The organism is Chloracidobacterium sp., assembly GCA_016711345.1.
Lineage (GTDB): Bacteria > Acidobacteriota > Blastocatellia > Pyrinomonadales > Pyrinomonadaceae > OLB17.
In genome coordinates this window covers 3,781,493-3,803,568 of the sequence record JADJTD010000001.1, presented here as the reverse complement: position 1 = coordinate 3,803,568, position 22,076 = coordinate 3,781,493, and the positions used below count along the sequence as shown (strand labels likewise).

At 48.0% G+C, this 22,076-nt stretch carries 24 protein-coding genes and 1 tRNA gene; 4 read left to right on the top strand and 21 right to left on the bottom strand.

The annotated features are described in order from the left end of the window. Positions 1-59: 59 nt before the first annotated feature. Positions 60-590 carry a glutathione peroxidase gene (locus IPL32_16040; GenBank protein ID MBK8467328.1) on the bottom strand — a complete coding sequence of 177 codons (531 nt, stop codon included), beginning with the start codon at positions 588-590 and terminating at the stop codon, positions 60-62. 75 nt (positions 591-665) lie between these two features. Beyond that, a complete protein-coding gene (locus tag IPL32_16035) occupies positions 666-1,682 on the bottom strand; it encodes an SPFH/Band 7/PHB domain protein (GenBank protein MBK8467327.1) in 1,017 nt (338 codons plus the stop codon). A gap of 138 nt (positions 1,683-1,820) precedes the next feature. Between IPL32_16035 and IPL32_16030 the strand changes: the two genes are divergently transcribed. The 3 genes from IPL32_16030 to IPL32_16020 all read left to right on the top strand — a co-directional run bounded on the left by IPL32_16030 (position 1,821) and on the right by IPL32_16020 (position 4,655). Next, entirely contained in the window at positions 1,821-3,053 is a 1,233-nt protein-coding gene (locus IPL32_16030; GenBank protein ID MBK8467326.1) for a threonine ammonia-lyase, read from the top strand. A gap of 1 nt (position 3,054) precedes the next feature. Further along, the gene (locus IPL32_16025) at positions 3,055-3,309 is read left to right on the top strand and encodes a hypothetical protein (GenBank protein ID MBK8467325.1); all 255 of its coding nucleotides are present in this window, start codon (positions 3,055-3,057) and stop codon (positions 3,307-3,309) included. Between the two features lie 794 nt (positions 3,310-4,103). After that, a complete protein-coding gene (locus tag IPL32_16020; protein MBK8467324.1) occupies positions 4,104-4,655 on the top strand; it encodes a hypothetical protein in 552 nt (183 codons plus the stop codon). 13 nt (positions 4,656-4,668) lie between these two features. Here IPL32_16020 and IPL32_16015 read toward each other — a convergent pair whose 3' ends face one another. The 5 genes from IPL32_16015 to IPL32_15995 form a co-directional block, all read right to left on the bottom strand. Further along, positions 4,669-5,151 (bottom strand): hypothetical protein, encoded by a 483-nt coding sequence (locus IPL32_16015; protein ID MBK8467323.1) that lies wholly within the window; start codon positions 5,149-5,151, stop codon positions 4,669-4,671. Between the two features lie 126 nt (positions 5,152-5,277). Continuing rightward, a complete protein-coding gene (locus IPL32_16010) occupies positions 5,278-6,021 on the bottom strand; it encodes a lytic transglycosylase domain-containing protein (GenBank protein ID MBK8467322.1) in 744 nt (247 codons plus the stop codon). Then, the gene (locus tag IPL32_16005; GenBank protein MBK8467321.1) at positions 5,930-6,667 is read right to left on the bottom strand and encodes a tetratricopeptide repeat protein; all 738 of its coding nucleotides are present in this window, start codon (positions 6,665-6,667) and stop codon (positions 5,930-5,932) included. Before IPL32_16005 ends, IPL32_16010 begins: the two co-directional genes overlap by 92 nt. 154 nt (positions 6,668-6,821) lie before the next feature. Then, the gene (locus IPL32_16000; protein ID MBK8467320.1) at positions 6,822-7,097 is read right to left on the bottom strand and encodes a hypothetical protein; all 276 of its coding nucleotides are present in this window, start codon (positions 7,095-7,097) and stop codon (positions 6,822-6,824) included. A gap of 82 nt (positions 7,098-7,179) precedes the next feature. Next, a complete protein-coding gene (locus IPL32_15995; GenBank protein ID MBK8467319.1) occupies positions 7,180-8,106 on the bottom strand; it encodes a hypothetical protein in 927 nt (308 codons plus the stop codon). A 147-nt stretch (positions 8,107-8,253) separates the two neighbouring features. On the opposite strand from IPL32_15995, the gene IPL32_15990 reads away from it, so the two are divergent. Then, on the top strand, positions 8,254-9,006 hold the full coding sequence (locus IPL32_15990) for a hypothetical protein (GenBank protein MBK8467318.1): 753 nt from the start codon (positions 8,254-8,256) through the stop codon (positions 9,004-9,006). Positions 9,007-9,355: 349 nt separating this feature from the next. Here the strand turns inward: IPL32_15990 and IPL32_15985 are convergent, their stop codons facing one another. From IPL32_15985 to hutU, 14 genes are all read right to left on the bottom strand, one after another. Beyond that, on the bottom strand, positions 9,356-9,679 hold the full coding sequence (locus IPL32_15985) for a cell division protein ZapA (protein MBK8467317.1): 324 nt from the start codon (positions 9,677-9,679) through the stop codon (positions 9,356-9,358). 10 nt (positions 9,680-9,689) lie between these two features. Next, entirely contained in the window at positions 9,690-9,971 is a 282-nt protein-coding gene (locus IPL32_15980) for a hypothetical protein (GenBank protein ID MBK8467316.1), read from the bottom strand. A gap of 89 nt (positions 9,972-10,060) precedes the next feature. Further along, on the bottom strand, positions 10,061-12,124 hold the full coding sequence (gene pheT, locus IPL32_15975) for a phenylalanine--tRNA ligase subunit beta (GenBank protein MBK8467315.1): 2,064 nt from the start codon (positions 12,122-12,124) through the stop codon (positions 10,061-10,063). After that, the gene (gene pheS / locus IPL32_15970; GenBank protein ID MBK8467314.1) at positions 12,121-13,212 is read right to left on the bottom strand and encodes a phenylalanine--tRNA ligase subunit alpha; all 1,092 of its coding nucleotides are present in this window, start codon (positions 13,210-13,212) and stop codon (positions 12,121-12,123) included. Before pheS ends, pheT begins: the two co-directional genes overlap by 4 nt. 29 nt (positions 13,213-13,241) lie before the next feature. Then, on the bottom strand, positions 13,242-13,613 hold the full coding sequence (locus IPL32_15965; protein ID MBK8467313.1) for a VOC family protein: 372 nt from the start codon (positions 13,611-13,613) through the stop codon (positions 13,242-13,244). 4 nt (positions 13,614-13,617) lie between these two features. Then, entirely contained in the window at positions 13,618-13,992 is a 375-nt protein-coding gene (rplT, locus tag IPL32_15960; protein MBK8467312.1) for a 50S ribosomal protein L20, read from the bottom strand. 88 nt (positions 13,993-14,080) lie between these two features. Next, entirely contained in the window at positions 14,081-14,284 is a 204-nt protein-coding gene (rpmI, locus tag IPL32_15955) for a 50S ribosomal protein L35 (protein ID MBK8467311.1), read from the bottom strand. A 67-nt stretch (positions 14,285-14,351) separates the two neighbouring features. Continuing rightward, positions 14,352-15,050, bottom strand: coding sequence for a translation initiation factor IF-3 (locus IPL32_15950; GenBank protein ID MBK8467310.1), 699 nt, complete (start codon positions 15,048-15,050; stop codon positions 14,352-14,354). 28 nt (positions 15,051-15,078) lie between these two features. Continuing rightward, positions 15,079-17,034, bottom strand: coding sequence for a threonine--tRNA ligase (thrS, locus tag IPL32_15945; GenBank protein MBK8467309.1), 1,956 nt, complete (start codon positions 17,032-17,034; stop codon positions 15,079-15,081). A gap of 296 nt (positions 17,035-17,330) precedes the next feature. Further along, positions 17,331-17,406 (bottom strand) — tRNA-Val (locus tag IPL32_15940). 78 nt (positions 17,407-17,484) lie between these two features. Next, a complete protein-coding gene (locus IPL32_15935; protein MBK8467308.1) occupies positions 17,485-18,261 on the bottom strand; it encodes an SIMPL domain-containing protein in 777 nt (258 codons plus the stop codon). A gap of 100 nt (positions 18,262-18,361) precedes the next feature. Beyond that, positions 18,362-18,853 carry a hypothetical protein gene (locus IPL32_15930; protein MBK8467307.1) on the bottom strand — a complete coding sequence of 164 codons (492 nt, stop codon included), beginning with the start codon at positions 18,851-18,853 and terminating at the stop codon, positions 18,362-18,364. A gap of 516 nt (positions 18,854-19,369) precedes the next feature. After that, the gene (locus IPL32_15925) at positions 19,370-20,323 is read right to left on the bottom strand and encodes a formimidoylglutamase (protein ID MBK8467306.1); all 954 of its coding nucleotides are present in this window, start codon (positions 20,321-20,323) and stop codon (positions 19,370-19,372) included. Between the two features lie 10 nt (positions 20,324-20,333). Then, positions 20,334-21,983 carry a urocanate hydratase gene (gene hutU / locus IPL32_15920; protein MBK8467305.1) on the bottom strand — a complete coding sequence of 550 codons (1,650 nt, stop codon included), beginning with the start codon at positions 21,981-21,983 and terminating at the stop codon, positions 20,334-20,336. Positions 21,984-22,076: the final 93 nt, after the last annotated feature.

Sequence of the window (22,076 nt, the reverse complement as noted above, 5' to 3'; positions counted from 1 at the left end):
AAAATATCCACGAATGCCCCTGACGGCGATATCCGTGGATAAAAATCAACTCAGAAACCTCATTTCGCGGCTAGATATTTTTCAATAGCTGCAGTGACTGCCTCGCTATCGGGCTTGTCCTTTGAACCGAACCGCGCGACAACCTTACCGCTGCGATCGACGAGAAATTTATTAAAGTTCCATGATACATCGCCGCTGAATTCGGGGTTTGTCGCCTTGTTGGTTAAGAAGTTATACAGCGGATGCTGGTCTTCGCCCTTGACGGAGATCTTAGCGAACATCGGGAATGTTACCTTGTACTTTAGAGTGCAGAATTCTTTTATCTCAGCCTCAGTTCCGGGTTCCTGTCCCATAAAGTTGTTTGCCGGAAAGCCTAAAACCACCATGCCTTTGTCCTTGTACTTATCATAGAGTCCTTGCAGACCTTCGTACTGCGGCGTGTAACCGCATTTGCTGGCCGTGTTGACGATCATTATAACCTTGCCTTTGTAGGTGTTGAGTTTAACTTCCTGACCGTCGATATTCTTCATCTTGAAATCGTAAATTGATTTCTCGAATGTCGCGGTCACAGGTGACGGATTGAGTATCATCCCGTATTTGTATACAACGCTTGCGACCGCAACTGCGGTCAACGCCAATATTACTATTCCTATCTTCAACATAATTTATTTCTCCAATTCTCGCGGTGAACGCGGTGGTTTTGGCAACTCTTCGGGAACCTCGCCCGTTGCAGCGAAAACCTCTTTGAATGCACCGACGCTGGCGAGAACTCCGCTGGTTTCCATAGGCATAAAGATAACCTTTGAATTTTGCGTCCGTGCCATGTCGCGCATCGAATCAACGTATCTCGAGGTGATCAAATACTGGGCGGTCTGACCGCGGTCGCCGATCGCGCTTGCGATCTGGGCGATTGCCTGAGCCTCAGCCGTAGCGTTCACAAGTCGCGCTTGGGAAGCGCCCTCGGCGTCGAGAATAGCTGACTGCTTGTTTCCCTCAGAACGTGTTACGGCCGCTTGTTTTTCACCTTCGGCACGCGTGATGGCGGCTTGCTTATCACCTTCGGCTTGCAGGATCAGAGCTCGGCGATTTCGCTCTGCGGTCATCTGTTTTTCCATCGTTATGCGGACATCCTCTGGAGGATTGATGTTTTTGACATCGACACGCGTTACCTTTACGCCCCATTTGTCGGTTGCCTCATCAAGGATCAATCGTAGCTTTCCATTTATTTGGTCACGATTTGAGAGCGTATGGTCGAGGTCCATTTCGCCCATAACCGAACGCATGCCGGTGATCGTAAGCTGCACGATCGCACCAACAAGATCGGCAACCTCATAAACGGCCTTGCTCGGTTCTGTGATCTGCCAATAAACCACCGAATCGACATTTATCGTCACATTGTCGCGAGTAATGACAGGCTGCGGCGGCATATCAATGAACTGTTCGCGTAGATCAATAAAGACTGTTCCGGGACGAGTGCCCGACCAATAGACCGCACGCGGTGCGTCGAAAAAAGGCCAAATAATATTTAATCCGCTGGCGGCGATGCGATTAAACCTGCCCAGGCGTTCGATTAAAAGAACGCTCGATTGCGGCACGATCTTCACTGTTTTATACGCAACGACAAGTAAAGCTATGCCCAAAAAGGCAAGAAAAATTGCTCCGACACCGAAAAGTTCTGTCATACAAACCTCCGTAAGTAATCACTGCCAATATATCTCATTACGGGCCGAAACGCGACTGTAAAGGAGCGTGCCTTGGGGAATATGCACGCTCGTCAACACTCGCGTTTCTGGCCGCAGTTTCCTATAATTCACTCATCTATGACAGTCACACTCGTCGACATCCAAGCCGCTCGCGAACGCCTAAAACCCATTGTGATTTCGACGCCGATGATCGCTGACGCGCGGCTTTCGCGCGAGATCGGCGCGAACGCTTTTCTCAAAGCAGAAAATCTGCAGAAGAGCGGTTCGTTCAAGATCCGCGGGGCGTATAACAAAATCTCTCAGCTTACCGATGATGAAAAGAAGCGCGGAGTTATCGCTGCGTCGGCGGGAAATCATGCGCAGGGCGTCGCTATGGCCGCGTCGCTAAATCACATAAAGTCCACAATCGTTTTGCCGGTAAATGCGCCGTTGACTAAGATAATCGCGACGAAGAATTTCGGTGGTGACGTTGTTCTGCATGGCGAAACGTTTGACGAGGCCGTGGCGTATTCGCGGGAATTACAAACCAAACACGGTTACACATACGTTCACGCGTTCGACGACGAACTCGTGATCGCCGGACAGGGAACTATTGGTATTGGAATTGTTGATGCTTTGCCGGACGTGACAACGGTCGTCGTTCCGATAGGCGGTGGCGGATTGATCTCGGGCATTGCGACGGCCATAAAAGAGCTGCGGCCTAACGCAAGGATCATCGGAGTTCAGGCTGAGAATGCGTCGTGGGTCAATCCTTCGCTAAAGGCAGGCCACCCTGTTATGGCCGAGATGGGGCAGACAATCGCGGACGGCATTGCGGTAAAAAGTCCCGGCAAGCTGACGTTTCCGATCATTCAGAAGCTTGTCGATGAGGTCGTCGATGTTAGCGAAGAGGAAATTGCGAGGGCTATATTCTTTTGCGTGCAGAACAACCGTCTCGTCGTGGAAGGCGCTGGCGGAGCCGGACTTGCCGCGTTGCTCGCCGGTAAGGTTAAGGTCAAGCCGGATGACACGGTTTGTGCGCTGCTCTGCGGCGGCAACATCGACGCCAATCTGCTTGCGCGTGTGCTCGAACAGGTTTTAGTTCGACAAGGCCGCTACATTATGCTCAAGCTGCTCGTTCTTGATCGTCCGGGAATGCTCGCGACGCTGCTTGCGGCGGTTGCCGAAATGCGGGCGAACGTGATCGAAGTCTTTCACCGCCGTGCGATGTGGCTGGCTCCGCTTGGTCGCGTCGGCATCGAGATGCTCCTCGAAGTCCGCGACAATGAGCACGGCCGAGAAGTCCAAAAACATCTCGAAGACGCCGGCTACCAAGTCGAACGCGAAGGCCATGGCGACTGGGAGGAATAGCATGCGAATTAGATTCACCTATTTATTTCCTTTATTTTATTTTGTTCTTAGCGTTCTCGGGCCGTTCCTTGGACCGGTTGCATATATCATTGTATTTCTTGGAATGCCGTTGACCTTTATTGCAAATGATTGGTATATAAAATATGGCGACCCGACGTTTGTGGCGATTCTCGGTGGAACGCTGCAATGGTTGATTATAGGTCTTTTCCTCGATCTATTCATCAAGTATTGGAACCGCTGGTTGGGACCACATTAAAATTCACATCTAAAGGAAGTTAGGGCGATTGGGAAGAATATCCAGCCTGCGGAGCGGGCGGCATAATTTTAGCCACACGTGCTAACGTGTGGAAAAACGCCGAAAAAAACAACGAGCGTGCGAAGCATGCGACATAGTATGCCCGTGTGTTTCACCCGCTCTAATCATTTTGTGACGCGAAACCCCACGTTCCGCTACGCTACAGATGGGGCTACAAATATGCCGTCTGCTCCGCAGACTAAAACCAAATTTCATCGTTACAATGCGAGAGAATTAGCCGCCAAACGTCAATTTCGAGTCGCAAGAGCGTGTTTTCACGAAAATAATGCCCTTTGTCACGACGACAATGTGGTTTATCGGTCTTACAATGGCAATTGTCAGCGGTACGATGCCAATCGGCGGCCTTACAAAGCCGATTGTCAGACTTACAAAGCCAATTGTTAGCCTTACAAAGCCAATTGTCAGCCCAACAAAGCCAATTGTTAGCCTTACAATGCCGATTGTCACCCTTACAAAGTCAATTGTTAGCCTGAAAAAGGCGATTGTTAGCGTGAAAACGTATTTGGTTTCGCTTTCCTGCGGGTGATCGGGGAAGGCTTTTGGTCATTTTACGGGCAGAAACGCGAGTGTTTACGAGCGTGCACTGAGCAACGAGACTTCTTTGTTAAATGCACGCTCCTTTACAGTCGCGGTTCAAGACGGTGAAAACGCCCCAAAACGCTGAAAGTAGGCGTTATTTTCCTTGGATAGCAACTGAATGTTGTTATACAATCGACGGCGCGGAGGAATCGAGTATGAACAACCACCTAACGGACCGAATTCTCACTTTTGCCTTGGTAATGATGGCGTTTGCTATTTCTGGTTTTTCTCAGAAGGTTGAGGATGGGTGGAAGGGTTTGCTCCCGTTTAAGTCGACAAGGGCCGACGTTGAAAAGATTTTTGGGAATGGTAAGCCAGAGCCCGACCGCTGGCTACGTGAGGTTTGGCAGTATAAATACGATAGCGCTGAAGCAGTAATCGGGGTTGTCTATTCAGGAGCTCCCTGCGATAAAAAAACTCCGTTCGTTAATCGTTACGATCTTCCCGCCAACACTATTCTTCGATATAGAGTGCAATTGAAACAACCCGTTCCGATTACAGAACTCCGTTTTGATGCTGACAGGTTCGATCAGCGTGATCCATTCAAATATGAAGATGTGGAATTTATCTATTGGAAGTCGAGCACTTTTTACGACCTTCATCTCGAGGGTTTCATATCGGCGGGTCGAGATTACATAAAGTACATAGATTATGGAACACCGTTTAAGGAAGCCGAGAAACGACGTTGCACTAAAACTGTCGACTAGGAATCACTAATTTCTAAAACGTCGCGTCTGGGTCGTATTTTGTTTCGCTTTCGTGCGGGTGGTCGGCGAAGGCTTTGGTCATGCCGAGGCCGAAGTGGTCTACCTGGACGGCTCCGTGGCGGTGCATGATGTCGGCGGCTTCGTCGCGGCGGGGCGTTTTGTGGATGTGAACCGTCATTACGCAATGGCCGTCCTGCAATGCCGCCTGGTAACGCTGCATTATTATCCGGTCGAAGGTGATGCCGCGAAACTTTCGCAGGAACTGTGCCGCAAGGCCATGCTCTTCGCCGGTGAAATCGTAGGTCTCGGCTCCCGGAACGCCGCAGAACAGTTCAATGTCATTAGCATCAAAGCCGTCAGCCTTCAGATCCTCAGCCGCCGCGACCCCGGCGTCGGAGTCTTCGAAAATGCCCATCATCTTGTAAAGCGGATCCGGCGTGAATGCCTGTTCGCTGTTGATATCGACGACTTTGGTCGTGCCTGCTTCGCTGCTCATAAACGTTTCCTCCTGATTTTGTTGCTATAGGTTGGATTCTACGCCTATGTGATCGGGTTTGCCAATAAATGCGTATGGTCAGGCACGCGTGTCCGTAGCCCCCACGTAAGTAAGGGCTCATCTAGGTCAAGGAGAGCCCTTACTTACGTGCGGGCTACGGACACTTAGGTTCTCGTCGTAAAGTTCGCGGTAGATGCGGTAGTTTTTCATTACCTTGAAGACGTAGTCCTTAGTCTCGGCAAAGCCAACCTCGGCCGCGAAGATGCCGGGCTCTTTTGGCTTTGAGCGTTTCCACCAGCGGGCAGCGTTGTCTTCGCCGCCGTTGTAGCTTGCGGCGATCGCTTCGTAAAGACCGCCAAACTCTTCTTTGAGTGCCGCAATGTATTCGCAGCCGATCGCAATATTTGTGCGAACGTCGTAAAGATCGTCGGGCTGGATCGAGGGAAATCCGGCTTTCTGGTTGTACTTCAACGCGGTGTCATAAACAAGTTGTAATAAACCGCGAGCTGCCGCCTGAGATTTGGCGTCGGCACGAAACGAACTCTCCTGTTTCATGATCGCAAGAATAAATCGCGGGTCGATTTTACGCTTTTTTGTTTCCTGCAAAACCTCTTCGCGAAAGAGGACAGGGAAATCAACGTTGGTCGCTGTTACTTTTGCAATGCGTTTAACGCGGCCGGTATTTATTTTTTCCGACGCAAGCCCACCATAGAAAGAGCCATTGACGTCCGCGATCGTCCCGAACATCGCCAATGCCTCATTACGTCTGCCAGCGTTCTCAAGCGCGATGCCGCGAAGATATTTGACTTCGTCGAGACTCGTCATTGAGCCTGCAAACTTCGATTGCGACTGCATAATAGCAGCGGTCACTTCGGCTTCGTTCCAAAGCCCACGATAGATATACATCCGCAAACGGCCTTGCATCGCATTCGTCTCTGTCGGCTGTCCGGCGAACTTCGTGCGTTTTATCGACCCATAAATTTGCTTCGTCGTATTTACCAGCCTCGCGCAATGCGTCGATGATATTCAGGTGAGCACCGTCGATCCGCTCACCTGTTGGATACATAATCGTGTATTGCTCATAAATCTTCGCGGCCTCTTCGTTGTTGCCGAGCCGGACGTTGCACGCGCCTTTGAAATTCAAGCCTTCGCGCCCGTCCTTTGTGCCGGGATATTCACGAGCAGCACGGTCGAGAAATGGAATCGCTTTTGCGTACTCGCGTTCCCAGTAATACGAACGGCCAGTCATAAACAACGCGCCGGACATCGAAGGATCTGTCGGATAATTATCAAAGATCTTCTGAAAATGCTCACGCGCCTGAGGAAATTGTCTGTTATCAAAATACGTCTGTCCGCGCTGTAAATGTTCGGCGGCCGACAGTGTCGGAAGTTCACCGTCTTTTGATTTATCGCTTCTATCTTTCCCGATAACGCCGCGCAAAGCAGAATCGGACTGCTGGCAAAAAGCCGCCGAACAAAGCAAGAGTGAAAAAAGGATGATGCGAAGTTGTTTCATGTCTATTTCTATTATTTTCGATAAACGAACATTTCTTTGCTATTATTCGTAATTGGGCGTGTAACAAACAACGGGCCATCTATGACGACTTGCCAAAATTGCGGAAAACTCAACTCTGAAGACACCAACTTCTGCCGTTTCTGCGGAACGAAATTTACGTTCCAGCAGCCGGCACCGCACAACCCGTATGGTCATTCCTCTCCGCGTCCTTACGCGTGGAAAACTGATGAGTTTCAAACTCAAACCGAGCCTCGTCAAACGGAACATATGCAAAATCCGATGCCTGCGCCGCTTGCTTATCAGGCACAGCCCATGGCCAACGTATTTTCGTGTCAGCGTTGCGGCAGCCGACACGCTCCTCGTTACGAGAAGAGAATTTCCACTGCAGGCTGGATAGTGTTTTCCGTTTTACTGGTATTCTTCTTTCCATTGTTCTGGATCGGGCTTCTTATCAAAGAGGATGTCCAAGTCTGTCCGGTTTGTGAATTCAAGGCTCCCAAATCTCCGCAACTCTATCGATAATAGTAACCTTTCGGATGTTCGATCTTGACCTCTGGATTAGTGCTATGAACGAGTAGTTTGTGATAGCCCTTTTTCATATGCGTAGAAAGGTAGGTCAATGAAAATTGCCGATTCAACGCGAGTACCATATCTTTAAAATATGGAAGGTAGCTTATGGGTGCGATCGACCCATGTGAAAATGACCGCCCGCCCGTTTCCTCAGATAACTTATCAAGAGCACCCTGTCCAGCCAAAACAAGCGGCGAATCAGTATTATTCGAAAGCGTTGTCGGTGAATAAAATGAATAGACCGCTACACCTTTTCTTTGAGCTTTTAATATCGATTGTTCAAGATCAAAACTCTGTGCGACAGAGGCGAGATTCATGCCTTCGCTTGTGTCGAAGCCGTCGGAAAACAAAAGGATCGCACGTCTACCCGCCGGAACTCCGTCAAACCGTCCCAGCACTTCTGATACGCCTGAATATGGACTTCTCGGTGACATGTTTGAACTGCCGGAAACTATTCGCAGCGATGAAGCAGCCTTTTCAAGATCGTCGGTGAATCTTTGGCGTATTTCAACCGAGCCTACACGCGTATAGGCGATCATAACCCGCGTTCCCTTTGGCAGTTCTCGAATAAATTCTTTAAGGTCCTTGATCTGAAGATTAAAGGTTGTCGCGAGGTCTTCCTGAATAACAAAGGCGATCGATAGCGGTGAATTTGTGACGCTGCGTATCGACAGTATCTGCTGCTCGTCCTTATCTTCTTTGACTATAAGGCGATCTGCCTGCACGTATTCTTCGGCCTGTTTTTCCTTTAGTTCTTTCTTTGTAAAGATCGAGATCGGAATGGTCACAGTACGAACGGGCTGCTTCTGTTCGGGTTTTTGAGCCAGAACATCGAACGAGGTTGCTGCAAAAGTGATTAGGATCAGCAAAAATATTCTTTTTTCATAAATACTTCACCGCACCTTCGAATATTATTATATTTCTTAACAAAGCTAAACAATCTGATGCCAAAAGTGCCGTAACGGTTTGCGCGCAAGATTACATTTATTGCGCTAAACTTTAATCTACTGGCGTCTATGTACGACATTCAACCGAGCGATCTGGCACGAGGCCGAAAACTAAAAATTGGTGCTTTTGCGGCGCCGGTGATACTTACTGTACTCCCTGCGGCAGTAACTTTTCTGCTTATGCTGCTGGCGGCGACAGGGCCTCCGGCCGCTGCGGTAATTTTGTTTGTGGGCGCAATTGCGACAGTCATCGGCTTTATTATCGGCCTTACAATATCAGTAGTTCTTTCTCAAAAGCGCTCGGCATGGACGCGTGAAATGCGTGAATTGATCGCCGCCGATGGCATTAAAGCTGAGGAGATCGACTGGTTTAGGAACGAACTCAAACCAAGCGAAAAACGTGCCTTGAAGGCTGTCGAAGCTCGCGATCTCATGCTTGCCGATGCTTATCGTGAAACACTCGCGTCAAGATTGACCGCGACTCGCATTGTTAAGTCTTCAAAACGAGAACTTCTCCTGGCAAAACGGCGACAAAGTTCGCTGAAACAGTTAAAGAGTGCACGTGCCGAGGAATTTCAGATCGAGATCAGTAAAGATATTGATAAGATCGGCAAGATAAACGACGAGGCAAAATTGATGCTCGCCGAATCCGAATCACGTCTCCAGATGATCGAAGCCGCCTCAGGCCGGGGCGGACACCTCGCCGACGCAGAACTCGCACTCAAAAAACTTACCGCAAGGGCTGCTGAACTGCCTCTAGCGCTTGAATCCGCAAAGATGACCGAAGAAATAAGAAAGGAACTCGAACAGTTGCCGGAATAAAAAAAGCTGTCCTAAAACAGGACAGCCTTTTTAAATTTGTCGGCGAGAGGTACCGCGTAACCGTTCGAACGTATGAATTGAACCTGTATTTACAGGTGGGTGGCTTTCTGCTCTTGCGAACATCAGAGCCGCTGTCTATGGCTTATCTCCGTAAAGAAAAGCACCGATCATCGGCATTAGCCTCCCGGTATTCATATGTTGGCTCAATTATGTATGCGTCCGTTGTCGAGGAACGCAGTGAACTTCTTTCGCCATCTTGAATATTACACTAATCAGAGAAGCTTGCACAAGAAAAAAGCACTAAGAAGAATCCAATTCTCTTTGTGCTTTTCTGAATTTTGAATTGTGATCACTGTTCGGTGGCGATGTCATGAGTCACGTCAGAGCGATGTTTCAAGATTCGATCAAGTAATTCCGAACATTCGGAACTTCGCGTCGCCAACTGGGCATCATTTTGTGCCTGAGTATTTTTAAGTTGGTAAAACTCGTCGGCAATATGCAGGGCAGCAAGTATCGCTACCTTGAGCGAATCAACAGTCAACGTCCCGGATGATATCTCACGCATCTTACTGTCAACATAGTCTGCCAGATCCAAAATGTACTGATTATCGCCATCAGAGCGAATGCTGTAGGTCTGATTGTAAATCTCTACTCTAACAGTCTGTTCCGTCATGTGATCTCCGTTATCTTCCAACTGCTGCTGCGACATCGGAATCAATAATGGTCATAGCATCAAGCATTGCTTCGATTTTTAGCTGAATAGAATCACGTTCCGATAACAAAACTGCGATCTTTTCCTCAAGATCTGCTTTTTCAGCCACAGCATCTGAGGCTGTTTGCCGCAAAGACGAAGCTTCGCGCTCGAAATGCTCTTTTTCATCACGCATTTTCTTTGCGAATTCAATGGTGAGGTAGATCTTGTCTTCGAGGTGCGAGAATTTTTCCATTCCCGTTAGGGCATTCATTAGGCAATCTCCGGTGTTGGGCAGTAAAAACTTGTGTATCTGATTATGTTTGGTTTTGAGAAAAACTTCAAGTAAAAGATGAAGGTTTCTTAAAAGCGAGGTTTTATTGCCAATTTTTGTTCAATATTTGCAAGAATTTGTTGATGTACGGCCTCAACTTCTTCTTCGACCAAAGTGCGTTCATCGCTGCCATATTCAAATCTCACCGTGATCGAACGCTCATTTTCAGCCATCCCTTTGTCAAAATCATCAACAAATTGAATATTTCGACAAAGGACAAAATTTCCTTCGTTAACTGTTGCTCGGATATCATTAAATGTGACTATTTTAGGAGCAATAAATGATACATCCCGCGTTACAACTGGAAATCTCGAAAGTGGTTGATACAAAAGAGGAGCTAAGTCAATGCCGAAAAGAATGTGCAGGTTAATTTCGGCGACGTACACGGGTTGTTTCTTAAACTTATATGTATCAGAAAGCTCGTCATTCAAACGGCCAAAGTAGCCGATCGATCTTCCACCCAGAAGAATCGACGCTGACTGTCCAGTGCGAAGATGATTTACTTCCGCAGGAACAAACTCCGCATCTTCAAAGCCGGCAGCATTAAGAGCGGCTTCCACAGCCCCCTTTGCATCATAAAAATCCAATTCCTTTGCCGGCATTGCACGATATTGGTTCATATCGCCACCGGTAACCACGAGCGAAAGCAACTCTTGTTCGTTTGGCAAACCGTCTTTCTGCGACGGCGCAGCAAAACACTTACCTATCTCAAAAAGTTTAACGTCGCGTCGCTGGTGATTAATGTTGTGTCGAACTGCTTCCAACAAACCGGGAAGAGAGCTCGGCCGCATTCGCAAGGCTCCTTCGATAACAGAATCCTGCAATGTCACAAACTGTTCAGAAACCTTCTCATCGAGCAGTCCCGGCACGGTTTCAAATTTATAGTCGAAACCGGTGTCGATAAAACTATAGGAAATTGCTTCATCAAAACCGATGTCCGCAAGCGTCTGACGAATAAGTCGCTTACGCGATTCTGTGAGTTGATATTCGCCGGCATGAAAGGCAGGCGGAAGCTCGTTGGCGATGTTCTCGTAACCGGCGTGGCGAGCAACTTCTTCTACAAGGTCTTCCTCAATAGCAATGTCGTGCCGCCACGAAGGCGATAGGTAGATAGATGGCTCGGTTGATTTGATGCCGAGCTTTTGCAGAATACGATTGCATTCTTCCTTTGCAACCTGTAACCCAGTTAAACGGTCTACGGCGGCCGAAATATCTTTTGATTCGATCCGAGTCGCAGTAAAAATAGTCGGATAGATGTCTATAAACTCACCTGCCTCACCGCTCGCGAGTTCACAGATCAATTCAGTGGCTCGGTTAGACGCTCGAATTAAATTTTCAATGTCAACGCCGCGCTCAAATCTGTAGCTTGCTTCCGTCGCGAGATTGAGCTTTCTTGAAGTTGCCCTGATATTCTCGCGTTTAAAGTACGCAACCTCAAGTAACACATTAACCGTGTCGTCTGTAATACTTGAATCAAGTCCACCAACGATGCCAGCGATTGCAACCGGTTTTTCGGCATCGCAAATGGCTAAGATGGTTTCATCTAATTCACACTCTACATCTTTGAGTGTCATTATCTGCTCGCCTTTGCTCGCACGACGAACGACGATGCGATTTCCAGCCAACTTGTCGAGATCAAACGCATGCATCGGCTGGCCGAGTTCGAGCATGACGTAATTGGTTATGTCCGCGACGTTATTTATCGAACGTTCGCCGAGGGCTTCTAGTCTTTTTGTCAGCCATTGCGGTGACGGGCCGACTTTTACGTTTTTAATGATGCGTGCCGTGAATCTATTACAAAGTTCAGGAGCTTCGACAGAAATAAGATTCGATTCATTTGCCTGATTAGATACGTGTGGTAAATCCGCAATCCGCAATTCGCGATCTGCAATCACAGAGAGTTCTCTCGCAATACCAAGATGCGACAGACAATCGGGACGATTTGATGTAAGGTCAATATCGAGAACAAAATCCTCACCGTGCGCATGCACACCCTCGACCGTCAGCCCAACGCGCGTCAAAGCCTCGGCCACCTCATCGGCGGACGGTTTGATATCGATCAGATCTATTAACCATTTGTAGCTGATGTTCATCTGAACTGCTCCAAGAATCTAACGTCATTCTCGAACATATGCCGAATGTCATCGATGTTGTACATCATTGCGGTCATGCGTTCGAGGCCGAAACCGAATGCGAAGCCTGAATAAACCGTTGGATCGACGCCACAGGCTCGGAGGACATTCGGATGTACCATTCCAGAACCGCCGAGCTCGATCCAGCCGGAGCCTTTACATGGACGGCAGCGTTCGCCTTCGAATTTGCCGGTGCCGTGACATTTGAAGCATGAAAAATCAAACTCAGCAGATGGTTCCGTAAAAGGGAAGTACGAAGGACGAAAACGCGTGACTGTGTCCTCGCCAAAGAGCCGCTTGAGCCATTCCGTAACTGTGCCTTTAAGATGCGCCATCTTGATACCTTTATCGACGCAGAGCCCTTCAAGCTGATGAAACATCGGCGTATGCGTCATGTCAGGCGTGTCGCGCCGAAAGACTTTGCCAGGTGCGAGAATACGAAGCGGAACACCACGTCGTTTCATCGCTCGTATCTGCACAGTTGAAGTTTGGGAGCGCAACGCAAATCCATCGGTCGTGTAAAATGTATCCTGCGATTCGCGGGCTGGATGGCCTTCGGGAATGTTAAGCGCATCAAAATTGTAATAGTCAGTCTCGATCTCGCGGTCGTCCTCGATCGCATAGCCCATCGAAACGAAAATATCTTCGATCTTTTGTCTAAGGATCGTGATTGGATGAAGGTGTCCTGTGCGAGGCCGTCGTCCGGGAATTGTTACATCGAGCCGTTCGCGTTCGATCTTTGCCTTTGAGATGACTTCGTTGAGCTTTGATTCGGCGTCTTCGATCTTTGAAACGATCTCTTTCTCTACAGATTGAACAAACTGCCCAAAATTTCCACGCTCTTCCGGCGCAACTTTTCCGATCAGCTTCATCGCTCCTGCGAACGCCGATTTTTTGCCGGTGTGCCTGATCTTTAGTTCGTTCAGATCGCGCAGCAGAGCCTCGGCATCAACGGATGCAATGCCTTCGACGCTCAAATCAGCAAAGCGTTCGAACTCCTGCTCGAACGCTTTCCGTGTCTCCTCTACTGTTTGTCTTTCTTCAGACATTTCTTCAGACATTGAGAATCTGCGTAAAGCTAACCTGCTTCCTCAATCTTAAAATGGGGATTTTGAATTATCCCAAAAACATTGCCGAACGGGTCCAAAACCGATGCGACAATGATGCCGCCTCCTACGTCGTTTGGTTCGGAATCAACTTTCGCTCCTTTTGCCGTCATTTCAGCAAACGAAGCTGCCGCATCAGCTACGCCCCAATAAATGCCGACGTTGTTTCCAACAGTGACGCCGTCCATATCCGGATCGAGGCCAAGTTCGTAACCGCCGACACTGTAGCCAACGTAAAACGGCTCGTCAAAGTACGGCTCGATACCCAGCATTTGCGAATACCAGGCTTTTGCTTTTTCAAGATCGGCGACCTTATAAACGGCCGTTCTTAAGCCCTTTATCATTAATTTACGCTGACGGTTGCTGCTTACCGATCGCGTCCTTTGCTTGCCCGACGATAGTCGCAAAAGCCTCAGGCTGTTTGACCGCTAGATCTGCAAGGACCTTTCGGTCGAGTTCGATCTCAGCGAGATTCAAGCCGTGAATGAACTGCGAATATTTGATGTCATTCAGACGGCACGCTGCGTTGATGCGGACGATCCACAGTTTGCGAAAATCACGCTTTTTCAGCTTTCTGCCGGTGTAGGCAAAATTCAAAGCGCGTTCGACCGACTCTTTGGCCGAGCGATACAGTTTTGATTTAGTTCCACGATAACCTTTAGCTAAGGCTAATATCTTTTTGCGTTTCTCAAGACGCTTATTTCCACGTTTTGCTCTTGGCATTTCTTCACTCCTTCGTCGTGAAATTGAGAGTTGATAATGGACAATGAAAAATGTCCGAAATTCTCAATTATCAGTTTTCAATTCTCAATTAATCTCGTCCGTACGGCAGCATCTTCTCGACGCGTTTCTGATCGCCTTCGGACACCAATACGTCAATATCAAGATTACGTTTACGCTTGCTCGTTTTCTTTGTCAAAATGTGACGGGCATGGCTGTGGCCGCGTTTGAATTTGCCCGACGCTGTCGAGCGAAAACGCTTCGCCGCGCCTTTATGTGTTTTTAGTTTTGGCATTACCTTCTCCTGTTAAATCTCAGATCTTAAATTTCAAATCTTAAATGGTGGACAGTCTCTGTATTTATTAAAATATTTCGTCGTCGTCCTTCGGCTCTTCTTTAATTTTTGCCGGAGCTTTCTTTGCTGCCGGTTTCTTTTCTTCAGTAGGCTTTTCCGCCTTTTCAGCTTTTTTCTCTGCTGGGAAATCTGCCGGTTTCTTATCCGGAACCTTAGTCTTTTTAGGAAGGAAGATGGTGAACATCTGATAGCCTTCCATTTTGGGATAAACCTCGACTTCGGCGAGGTCCGCCAGATCCGCAGTCAATTTCTTAAGTATCTTTGCTCCAAGCTCGCGGTGCGTCATTTCTCTGCCGCGAAACGCTATGGCAGCTCTTACTTTGTCACCTTCGCCGAGCCATTGACGTGCGTGCTCCATTCGATACTGATAATCGTGATCGTCGGTGCCGGGGCGAAACTTGATCTCCTTGACCTGAACTGTGACCTGTTTCTTTTTCGCTTCGTGAGCCTTCTTTTTTTGCTCATATAGAAACTTGCCGTAATCGATGATCTTGGCCACAGGAGGCTGCGCATTCGGAGCGATCTCGACCAGATCGAGCCCTCGTTTCCGGGCTTCCTGGATCGCATCACGCGTATCCATTACACCCAATGTTTCTCCCTCATCGGTTACGACTCGAACCGACGGAACTCTGATTCGTTCGTTCGTGCGGTGAAGCGGCTCCCGAAACCTCGGCTTAAATCTGTTTCCACCAAATCTTCTAGCGATAAATACCTCCGAAAGTGTTTAGCCTGTCTTAGAGACTTCGCTGGCTTTTTTGCCGCGTTATCATCTCCTTGAACTCTTCCAACGACATCGCGCCGATGTCACCCTGTTTTCTCTCACGAACTGCGACCTGATTATTTTCCAATTCCTGATCGCCGAGAACCAGCATATAAGGAATCTTCTGCAATTGTGCATTCCTGATCTTTGCACCGATTTTATCAGATATTGTATTCGATTCCACGCGAAAACCTGCACTGCGTAATTCAGCGGCCACCTTTTCCGCGTATTCATTGATGCGGTCAGTGATCGGCAGAACCGCAACCTGAACCGGTGCAAGCCACAATGGAAAAGCACCAGCGTAATGTTCGATCAAAACGCCAAAGAACCGTTCAATCGAACCAAATAACGCCCGATGGATCATGAACGGACGATGCTTTTGATTGTCGTCACCTGTGTATTCCAGCTCAAATCGCTCAGGCAAATTGAAATCGAGTTGAATAGTTCCAAGCTGCCAGACACGTCCGATGGCGTCTTCGATCTTAATGTCGATCTTCGGCCCGTAAAATGCGGCCTCGCCTTCGATACGTTCGTACGTTATCTCGCGTTCTTTCAAAGCACTCGCAAGCTGCTCTTCAGCGGCTGCCCAATCTTCGTCAGAGCCAAGATAACCTTTATTTTCAGCACCGCCCCGAACCGACAATTCAAATTTAACTTTGTCAAAACCGTAAGTCTCAAAAACCTTAATAGCAAAATCTAAACAGTCAGCAACCTCTGCATGAACCTGATCAGGCCGAACAAAAAGGTGAGCGTCATCCACCGAAAATCCACGCACGCGCATCAGCCCGTGCAATGTTCCCGAAAGCTCGGCTCGATAAACCGTACCCATTTCGGAATAACGCTGCGGCAGGTCGCGATATGACTTCGGGCTTGCCTTGTAAATGCCAATATGGAAAGGGCAGTTCATCGGTTTGAGCCGATATTCCTCATCCTCAATGCTCGTTGGTGCGTACATCGAATCGGAATAATTGCCTTCGTGCCCGCTCGTCACCCAAAGATTGCGTTTCGCGATATGCGGAGTGAAAACAAAACTGTAACCGCGCTGTTCCAGTTCTTCGCGCAGCAGGCGTTCCATCTCCATGCGGACAATTCCGCCTTTCGGATGCCACAAGATCAAACCCTGTCCGTAATTGTCGTCGATCGAGAACAGATCGAGTTCGCGGCCAAGCTTGCGATGATCGCGTTTCTCGGCCTCTTCACGCTGCTTGAGCCATGCGTCGAGTTCTGCCTGAGTCGCAAACGCAGTTCCGTAAATACGCTGCATCTGCTCACGCTCAGCATCGCCTTTCCAATAAGCGCCGGACAAAGCGAGCAATTTGAACGCCTGCAATTTACCTGTATGCGGCACATGCGGGCCAAGGCAAAAATCGATGAAAGGCGAATTGTCGATGTAGTAAAGGCTTGCGGTGTCAGAAACTTTGTCGTCGATCAATTCACACTTTAGCGGCTCTTCGCGGCCCTTAAATATATCGAGTATCTTAGCCTTTTCAACGATCTCGCGGCGATAAACGAGATTCTGCTTCGCCATTGCCTTCATCTTCTTTTCAATGACAGGCAGATCTTCTTCGGTCAGATTTCGCGGAGCAATAACATCGTAATAGTAGCCGTACCGCGGATCTTCCATTAACGCCGGACCAACGCCGAGCTTTGTTCCGGGAAACAGATCAAGGATCGCCGCCGCAAGCAAATGTGCAGTCGAATGTCGGATCAATTCCAGCCCGTCAGTCGAATCGGCATTCACCACCTCGATGGAAAGCACTTCGTCGGTCGCGGCCAACTCGCGATTCAGATCGACTTCCTCGCCGTTAACTTTCGCGGCAAGGGCCTTCTTCAAAGCGTCACGGTCAAATGCGTTTATCGCATCGGCGACAGTCGCAGGCGCAGGAATCGAGCGCCCAATTCCGTTGTATTTTACGTTTATATCGCTCATAACACTGTTGATCGGAAATGCAAAAGCCCGCACGTTAGTAAGGGCGGTACACGCAACTTGAATGATTCGCCCTTACTTACGTGCGGGCTTACGCATTTGCGAGTCGCTCAAACTAAATCTAAATGATCAACAACTTCCTACTACTAACCAAGATCAGATCCGATAAGAGCGACTTTGCTTTGAGGTTCAACAAACTTAAGTTTGTTGAACTTCTATTGTCCCGCCATTAGAAGCGGGTCGTAGTAGTTATAAAAACAGCAAAGTTCTTCGTAAGCATCTTATCGAAAATTTGTAAATGGTAGTCTCTAGCAGACTCGAACTGCTGACCCCTACCTTGTCAAGGTAGTGCTCTACCAACTGAGCTAAGAGACTATACCTCGTCGCAAATCCAAGAGAAAAGCGAACAATCAGAATGCCAAAAGGAGGGAAACGTGTCAAGTATATGAATAGCTAATTCAAAAGGAAAACTACCGATACTTCAGCACTGATGCTTATGGTGCCTGGGGAAAATGTTGCGAGGTCTTTCGTCACCACTGTCGGGCGGTTACTAACAATTCCATCTCTAACAAATGTATTTGAGCTGAGAGCACCACCAGCAATCGTAAAGGAACTTGAAAACTTTCCCTCTTTGATAAGTATCGCCTTACCAATGGTCTGATTTATAGCGCCTGCCATTGCAGAGGCTTTTTCATAAGCCGCTTTCATCGCAAGTTCACGCGCTTTATCCTTGTATTTTCGCAGTTCTGAAGATTCGAAAGAAACATTATTTACTTCAGAGATGCCGGTTCTCAGAACTTCATCAAGAAAGCCTTGAAAACGACTGATGTCAGTCATTCTTACATTGACCGACGTGGACACTTGATAACCCAGGAACACTTTTGTACCGATTTCCTCACCGTCTTCGTCATAAGTACGATTTTTGGGATCGCGAATGAACTTATTCTTCATTTCAACAGAAATGTTCCTCGTTTTGACGTCTTCCGCCTTAACGCTGAATCGTTTTGTCAGATCAATTACTTGAGATAGAGCAGTATCCGCCTCTTTCTTTGCAATTTGCAGATCCTTGTTCAATTTGGTTATATCAAGTGAAATGGTCACTTCATCTGGTTGGACAAAGATCTCGGCACTCCCGCTAACCTCAATTGTAGGCGGTTTGTTTTCACAAACTTGTCCATAAGCATTATGAAAAAGGGTTACAAACAAAAGTGTTAATAGTATTTTTCGCATCGTCTATTATATTACTTATTGATTCAAATTACGCGACTCCACTGCATAACCGAGTCATCTCGACTTTTACAAGTTTCCGCTTTATATCGTCGACAGACTGTTAGTCTGCTGCGGTTGGTTCTGAATAATGTGTTCTTAATAATAACGACATCATCCAGACAAACAGCCCCGCATCTATCGTGTATGGAATTCTGCGGAGCCAGAAATTTGTAATGAGCAGTTTGTCGATTGCCGGAATTGACAGGCCGGAGTTGCTCAATTCTATCTGTATCGGGATTTGGATCGTAACCGTCGAGATCCAAACAAAGACCTGCAATCCAAAAGCTGTCCATAGTGCCCAGACGGGAATCGCCTGTGGCCGAAACCAGAGCAATAGACCCGTCAGCAATGTTCCCAAAACCATAGGAGCAACCAGATAGCCAATTATCAGCGGGCTAATTGCATTGTGATATGTGAGGAATTCATTCGGCCCGATCAATTTCCAGGTTGGATAGTTGACGAAGCTTTCAATAAACGACGCACCCATTCCGTAAAACACGAACGCAAAAGTTATAAGGAAAAGCCATATCGACCCTTTTGGCGATTTATCCATAATTGGTTCTCCATCCTTCAGATTAACGCCACGCAGGAGCAAAACGTTCGATTAGACATCTAGCCTCGGGTTGATTTCGCTGAACTCGATGATCCTTGTAATTGCCAATGTGGCGTCTTGAATAAGTATGAAAAATTCGCCGTTATAAGCCAAGTGGCGATGCAGCTGCCGACCATTCCGTCCATCCTGCCAACGCCGCCGAGCATGGACCATCGCTAGGAAATATTCTTATTTTTTGATGGCTTTTGGGGGAGTAAAAGTGGCTTTTTGAGGTTTAAAAATGGCTTTTTGGGGGTCGTGAGATGGCTTTTTTGGAGATGATTCCGATAAACCATTGCTGATCATATATTTAGCCTGGCATCGCAATTTTTTTTAAGCGACCCTTGGTTCTTGTCGTTGATTCACATCGTCGTCAATTATATCCGGCATTATCACCCTTATTAGAACGGCTTAACCCGTCCGTTTTCTAGACTAACGAGTCACGATCCTTCATTCATCAAGCGCCATTTTCAAATCTTATGCAACACCTGAACAAAACCGATGCATACCGATCGCGACGAGCTTTGTGGTCCGATTATCAACGTCATACGTCGGATTAACCTCGCTAAACTCGATAATTTTTGTATTTGCCAGCGAAGCGGCGTATTTTACAAGCGTGATAAATTCACCGGCACGCAGGCCGAGTGGTGATGGAGCGGATGTGCCGGGAGCGTCTGCGGAACGGACTGCGTCGAGGTCGAAGCCGAAAAATGTATTCAGTGATGAACTGTGGCCGATGAATTTTTGCCGGATCTGTTCCTTGATCTCGAGGTCGGCTTCGGTACGTGAGCGGAGCAATTCGAGGCTGATACGATGCACGCCGAGATCGCGGATATATTCGTAATAAACCGGAGAGCAAAAATGCGTTTGATAGCCGACCTCGTAAAAATAGGTTGGCAGCAGATGTTTTTCTTCTAAAAGCTGTCGATACGGCGTGCCGCTGTTTCTCTGTTCCGCGATACGAACGTCGAGTTGGGCATCAATATTTACGCCGATCCACTGCTCAGGCCCGAAAACCTCAGCCATCGCCGCTCCATCGGGATACGAAATATCATTTCCTCCACCAAGCACGATCACACGCTTGTCATCTTTCAATACCTGCGTGACAACCTTAAATTGCGTCTCGTGAGTTTCTTCTAAACTACTGCCGATAAAGACATTGCCGAGATCAAAGATCTTTTTCTTAATATTAAACGGCGTCAGTCTGTAAAACTGTTCGCGTATCTTGTCCGGGGCTGTAGCCGCTCCCACACGTCCGTTGTTTCGACGCACACCTTCATCCTGCGGACAGCCCAGAATGACAATATCCGCCGATGCGTAATCAGCTTCTTCACGACCAACTATTTCACCCAGACGCGGATCGTTCTTGTCATTTCTAGTAAAAAAAACGGTAGGATCAACTTTTGTGGTTTGCTCGAAAATAGTCTCCATATATCAGATTCTACTTTATCATCGGGATTCTAACATCATTCTTCTCAGCAAATTCTATAGCCTCTTCATACCCCGCATCGACATGGCGAATAACGCCCATTCCGGGATCAGTAGTGAGGACGCGTTCAATCCGCTTGGCGGCGTCGGGCGTTCCATCGGCGACGATTACTTGTCCGGCATGAAGTGAAAAGCCGATTCCAACGCCGCCACCGTGATGCAGCGATACCCATGTTGCTCCGCCCGCGACGTTTATCATCGCATTGAGATAAACCCAGTCGGCAATAGCGTCGCTTCCGTCTTTCATCGATTCCGTCTCGCGGTTTGGAGAGGCGACGCTGCCACAGTCCAGATGGTCACGGCCAATGACGATAGGCGCTTTTAGCTCGCCGGATGCGACCATTTCGTTTAATTTCAGCCCAGCCTTTGCACGTTCGCCGTAACCAAGCCAGCATATGCGTGCAGGCAAACCTTGAAATTCAACTTTCTCTTGAGCCATCGTCAGCCATTTTGTTAAATGATCATCATCCGGGAAAAGATTCATTATCGCTTCGTCCGTTTTATAGATGTCTTCCTTATCGCCCGAAAGAGCGACCCATCGAAACGGTCCTTTGCCCTCGCAGAACAGCGGACGAATATACGCAGGAACAAAACCGGGATAATCGAATGCATTTGCGATACCGTTGTCCTTCGCCCTTTGTCTCAGATTATTGCCGTAATCAAAAACAATGGACCCACGCTTTTGAAATTCGAGCATTGCTTCGACATGTATAGCCATCGAATCCATCGCGCGTTTTTCGTATTCACTCTGATTTGTCTTTCTCAGTTCGTTCGCCTGTTCGATATCTAAACCAACCGGAATATATCCATATAGAACATCATGAGCCGAAGTCTGATCGGTAACAACATCAGGAATTACGCCGCGTTCGAGAAGTTGCCAAAGAACTTCAGCCGCGTTGCCATGCAGGGCGATGGACTTTGCCTCTTTTGCATCAACCGCCGCTTTAGCTAAGTCGAGTGCATCATCGAGATCTTTCGCCGCTACATCGACCTGCTTCAAAGCAAGTCTCCGCTCGATACGCCACGGATCAACATCAACAAGTAAACCAACACCGCCGTTAAACGTAATAGCTTGCGCCTGAGCTCCGCCCATTTCACCAAGTCCGGCTGTAAGCACAAGTTTTCCTGCAAGCGAACCCCAACCATGCTGCCGTGCCAGTGATCCGAAAGTCTCATACGTGCCCTGCAAAATTCCTTGCGTTCCGATGTAGATCCATGAGCCTGCAGTCATCTGACCGTACATCATCAGGCCGTCGCGTTCGTATTGATCGAACTGCTCCTGTGTGGCCCAATGCGGAACGATGTTTGAATTAGCGATCAAAACGCGTGGAGCGTCAGTGTGGCTTTTGAAAACGCCGACCGGCTTGCCAGACTGGACTAAAAGCGTTTCATCTTCATTCAAGTCTTTTAATGAACTCAATATCGCGTCGAAACTCTCCCAATTTCGCGCAGCCTTGCCGCGTCCGCCGTAAACGATCAAATTATCCGGGTCAAAGGCCACGTCCGGATCAAGGTTATTCTGGATCATGCGATAAGCGGCCTCGATCAACCAATTTTTGCAGCTAAGTTCAGTGCCTGTTGGGGCGTGTATGATTCTGGACATAAGTTCTTTTCGAATATGATAACCCAATTTGTAACGGCAATAAATTCTAAGGTGAATCTTATTCAGTCTGAGGCGCGTATATGTTAAACTTTC